Origin of the sequence: Moraxella sp., from assembly GCF_024227015.1 — a bacterium.
Lineage (GTDB): Bacteria > Pseudomonadota > Gammaproteobacteria > Pseudomonadales > Moraxellaceae > Moraxella.
In genome coordinates this window covers 1-514 of sequence record NZ_JAAELD010000107.1, presented here as the reverse complement: position 1 = coordinate 514, position 514 = coordinate 1, and the positions used below count along the sequence as shown (strand labels likewise).

Sequence of the window (514 nt, the reverse complement as noted above, 5' to 3'; positions counted from 1 at the left end):
CTTAGCCGTGACGAACTCGCCAGAGTCGAACCTGCCCTAGCTCACGCCAAGGACAAACTTGTTGGCGGACTAAGACTGCCCAATGATGAAACGGGCGATTGTAATTTATTCACCAAAAGACTCGCCGCACTCGCCAAAGATCTGGGCGTGAAGTTCTTATTTAATAAAACCGTACAACAGATTCAGCATGATGGTAATACTATCACAGGCGTTCTGTCTGATGGCGAGCTGCTCACAGCTGATCATTATGTGCTGGCCTTTGGCAGCTACTCGCGCGACATTGCTAAGTCTTTGGGGCTTAATTTACCTGTTTACCCTGTCAAAGGCTATTCTCTGACCGTGCCCATCATTGACCCTGATAATGCGCCTGTCTCAACCGTACTAGATGAGACCTTTAAGATTGCCATTACGCGCTTTGATGATCGTATCCGTGTGGGCGGCATGGCAGAATTAAGCGGTTTTAATCTAAAGTTAAATCCTGCTCGCCGAGCCACGCTTGAGATGGTTACACGTG

Annotated in this window: 1 protein-coding gene; it reads left to right on the top strand. The window is 48.4% G+C overall.

The window, feature by feature from the left end:
• On the top strand, positions 1-514 hold a 514-nt coding region (locus GY683_RS02290), incomplete at both ends, for an FAD-dependent oxidoreductase (protein ID WP_297287206.1).